General features: G+C 65.3%; 3 protein-coding genes and 1 pseudogene. All 4 read left to right on the forward strand.

What is annotated here, in order from left to right:
• A pseudogene (locus AC1D1S_RS19780) lies at positions 1-81 on the forward strand (division/cell wall cluster transcriptional repressor MraZ); the annotation flags it as partial.
• A 225-nt stretch (positions 82-306) separates the two neighbouring features.
• Positions 307-1,305 (forward strand): 16S rRNA (cytosine(1402)-N(4))-methyltransferase RsmH, encoded by a 999-nt coding sequence (gene rsmH, locus AC1D1S_RS19785; protein ID WP_243179531.1) that lies wholly within the window; start codon positions 307-309, stop codon positions 1,303-1,305.
• Entirely contained in the window at positions 1,302-2,012 is a 711-nt protein-coding gene (gene ftsL, locus AC1D1S_RS19790; RefSeq protein ID WP_476995287.1) for a cell division protein FtsL, read from the forward strand. The genes rsmH and ftsL overlap by 4 nt, the downstream gene beginning before the upstream one ends.
• Positions 2,013-2,053: 41 nt before the next feature.
• The gene (locus AC1D1S_RS19795) at positions 2,054-3,856 is read left to right on the forward strand and encodes a peptidoglycan D,D-transpeptidase FtsI family protein (RefSeq protein WP_476945402.1); all 1,803 of its coding nucleotides are present in this window, start codon (positions 2,054-2,056) and stop codon (positions 3,854-3,856) included.
• Positions 3,857-4,040: the final 184 nt, after the last annotated feature.

Raw genomic sequence — 4,040 nt, forward strand, 5'->3', positions numbered from 1 at the left:
GCCCAGGCCTGGAATGAGTACCTGGCCGAAAAGGAAACCGCCTTCTCGGAAACAGACGACGCCATCCCGGGGATTCTCTGAACCCCCACTGATCCACCAGCAAACAACGTTCCTTGATCGAGATCTCCAGCCGCCCATCCGGTTGTTGTCCTGGCTCACTTCCCCGGAGCCAGGCCGGCGCAGGATAGGCGCGGATGGGGATCTGGACCAAGGAACGTTGCGTAAGAGCAGTACCAAGCAATCCGCAACCAGCAAAGCGCAACCAGCAAAGCTCAAAGCAAACAAGGCCAACGAAAGGACGAAGGCATGACGGATCCCGACCAGGCGAAGCCGACGTCCGAACGCCATGTACCGGTCCTCAAGGACCGGTGCATCAATTTGTTGGCCCCCGGCATCGAGGCCGCACGGAGCCGCGGTGAGACCCCCGTGGTGATCGACGCGACGCTCGGCATGGGCGGACACTCCGAGGCCCTCCTGGAGCGCTTCCCGGACCTTCACCTGATCGGCATCGACCGCGACGAGGAGGCCCTGGCACTGGCGGGGGCCCGGCTGGCGCCCTTCGAGAACCGGACCGACCTCGTTCACGCCGTCTACGACGAAATCCCGGACGTCCTCGAAGACCTGGGCTTCACCGAAGTCCACGGTGTGCTCATGGACCTCGGCGTATCGTCGCTCCAGCTGGACGAGCGGGAACGCGGCTTCGCCTACTCCTTCGACGCGCCCCTGGACATGCGGATGGACACGAGCCGGGGCCAGACGGCCGCCGACGTCGTCAATAACTACAGCGAAGAAGAACTCGTCCGGATCATCCGGAAGTGGGGCGAAGAGAAGTTCGCCGGCCGCATCGCGAACAGGATCGTGGCCGCGCGCGCCGAAAAGCCCTTCACCACCACCGGCGAACTGGTCGAGCAGATCCGGGCCGTGGTGCCCGCCGGTGCCGCCAAATCCGGCGGCCACCCCGCGAAGCGCACTTTCCAGGCGCTCCGGATCGAGGTCAACGAGGAACTGGACGTCCTCGAGCGCGCCATCCCGGCAGCGATCGAGGCCATCGCCCTCGGCGGCCGCGTGGTGGTCATGTCCTACCACTCCCTGGAAGACAAGATCGTCAAGGGCTTCTTCCAGGCCGGATCGAAGTCCTCGGCGCCGCTCGGCTTCCCGGTCGAGCTCGAAGAGCACAAAGCCGAACTCAAAACCCTGACAAAGGGCACCGAGGTACCCACCGCCGCTGAAATCGCCGAAAACCCCCGCGCAGCTTCCGCCCGGCTGCGCGCCGTCGAACGCATCAAAGCCAGGAGAGCCGCATGAGCACCRCCGCCGTCAACAGCTACCCCGTTGCCCAGGGCGCCACTGCCCGTGCCCTGCCCGGCCTCCGCCCCGGCCTTGACCAGCCCCGCAAGGCACGCACCCCGCTGTCGGTGGTCCGCTCCGTGCCGCGCAAGCGCCGCGCACCGTTCGTGGTGCTCTGCTTCGGACTCCTGGCGATTGCCCTTATGGCCGTGCTGGTCCTGAACATCTCCGTCTCCTCCGCCCAGTACCAGCTGGTCCAGCTCCGCAGTGAACAGACCACACTGACCAAGCAGAACCAGGACCTCACCCAGCAGGTGCAGAACTTCGACGCCCCGCAGAACCTGGCGGCCAAGGCCACGGAGCTGGGCATGGTGGCTTCGGTCGCCAAGGGCCAGATCGACCTCTCCACCCTCAATGTCACCGGTAAGGCCAAGCCGGCCGTCAAGGGTGATGCCCCGGGCGCCGTCATCGCTGCACCGGCCGTCGCCGGGCAGCTCACGGTGGTCCCGCCGGCCACGGAGAACGAACCTCTCGCCCAGCGCAAGGGGCCGGCCACGGAGAACGAGCCTCTCGCCCAGCGCAAGGCGGCAGACACCAAACCGGCGGACACAGACAAGGCGCCGGCAGCTGTGAAGCCCGCACCCGCACCGAAAACCGCCGCCCCCGCCGTGGAACTCCACGGCGGCTCGGTTCCCGCCCCCGCACAGAAGACGCCGGGGCAGTAACGTTCACTGACCACCAGCAAGGCAAGCAGCAAGGACTCACCGTGGCGAAGAACTCCGGCAGGGCAAGCAAGGCGAAAGCCCCAAACCCCACCCGGCGGCTCCGCGTGGGGCTGGGCATCATGCTGGCGCTCCTGCTGGTGGTCGGCGGCAAGCTGTTCATGGTCCAGGGCCTGGACATCGGGGGACTGGCTGAGGCCGCCCTCAACAACCGGCTCACGCCCACCGTGCTGCCCGCGGAGCGCGGCAGCATCCTTGATTCCTCCGGCGCGGTCCTGGCCAGCAGCGTCATCCGCTACAACGTCGTGGTGGACCAGACAGTCAACACCAAGACCGAATCCTTCCGCCGGTTCGAGACCATCAACGGCAAGGACGAACTCGTCAAGGTCACCCGGGACCAGGGCATCTCCGAACTCGCCGCCGTGCTCGGCATGGACCGAGGCACCCTCCGCGATGCCCTGACAGGAACCCAGCGCTACTACATCGTGGCCAAGGACCTGAAGCCGGACATGGAGGACAAGGTGTCCAAGCTGCAGATTCCCGGCATCGTCACCGAAGGCACCAGCAAGCGGGTGTACCCCAACGGCTCCGTGGCCGGCGGAATTGTGGGTTTCCTCAAGGACGGCAGCACCGGACAGGCGGGCCTCGAGCAGACCCAGGACGAGGTACTCAAAGGCACACCGGGCAAGCGGCTGTTTGAAATCGGCGCCGACGGACTGCGCATCCCGGTGGGCGTGGACCAATTGACGCCGGCGGTGAACGGCAAGGACATCAAACTCACGCTGAATTCGGACCTGCAGTACTTTTCCCAGCAGGCCATCCAAAGCCAGAAGGACAAGCTCAGCGCCGAGTGGGGTGTGATTGTGGTCCAGGACGCCAAGACCGGCAACATCGTGGCCATGGCCGATACCGACTCCCCGGATCCGAACGACCCCGGCAAGGTTGCCGCCGAGGACCGCGGGGTCCGGGCCGTCACCGCCGCCTACGAGCCCGGCTCGGTGGAGAAGATGATCACGGCCGCAGCTGCGATCCAGGAAGGAAAGTCCAGCCCGCTGGACAGGTTCACCATTCCACCGACCTACACCGTGGACGGCCAGACCTTCAGCGACGCGTTCGAACACGGCACTGAGCAGCGGACGCTGGCGGGCATTGTCGGCTACTCCATGAACACCGGCACAGTCATGGTGGGCCAGCGACTGAGCAAGGAACAGCGCTATGACTGGCTGCGGAAGTTCGGCATCGGCGATGCCCCCGACGTCGGTCTGCCGGCCGAATCCAAGGGCATCCTGACCCCGGCCGACCAGTGGGACGGGCGCCAGCAATACACCGTGCTCTTCGGCCAGGGCGTCGCCCAAACCACCCTCCAGACCGTCCGGGCCTACCAAAGCATCGCCAACGACGGCGTGATGCTCCAGCCCCGGCTGATCGACAGCTACATCAACCCGGACGGTGCCGAGGAAAAAGTCCCGGCCAAGGCCCCGCAGCAGGTCGTCTCCAAAGAAACCGCCAAACAGGTCCGCGACATCCTTGAGAGCGCCGTAACCGAGGGTGAGATCAAAGAGGCTGCTATCGACGGGTACCGGGTGGGCGCCAAGACCGGCACATCCGAATCGCCCTGCGACGACGGCAAATCAGGGTTCTGCGGCTATACAGCCTCCATCATCGGAATGGCGCCCATGGACGATCCGCGGTTTATTGTTGAGGTGGTCCTGCAACGGCCCAAGGGAAGCATCTTCGGAATCACCAACGGACCGGTGTTCCGTTCGGTGATGAGCCAGACGCTGCGCACATTCAACGTCCAGCCCTCCACCGGCGAACCCGCGCGGCTGCCGCAGTACGCCAAGTAGCGCCTGTTCCACCTGGCACCCGGAAATCACCAGCCGACGCCACACCTATTGCCTGCGCGCCGGAGCATTTCCGCGTGCGCAGGTCCCGATCTACCAGTGCCCGATTCATTCAGTGCCAGATTTTTCAGTGCCCGATTCATTCAGTGCCCGATTCATTCAGTGCCCGATCCACTAGCACCACAAC

The sequence above is a fragment of the Arthrobacter sp. P1_A5 genome (genome assembly GCF_056406825.1).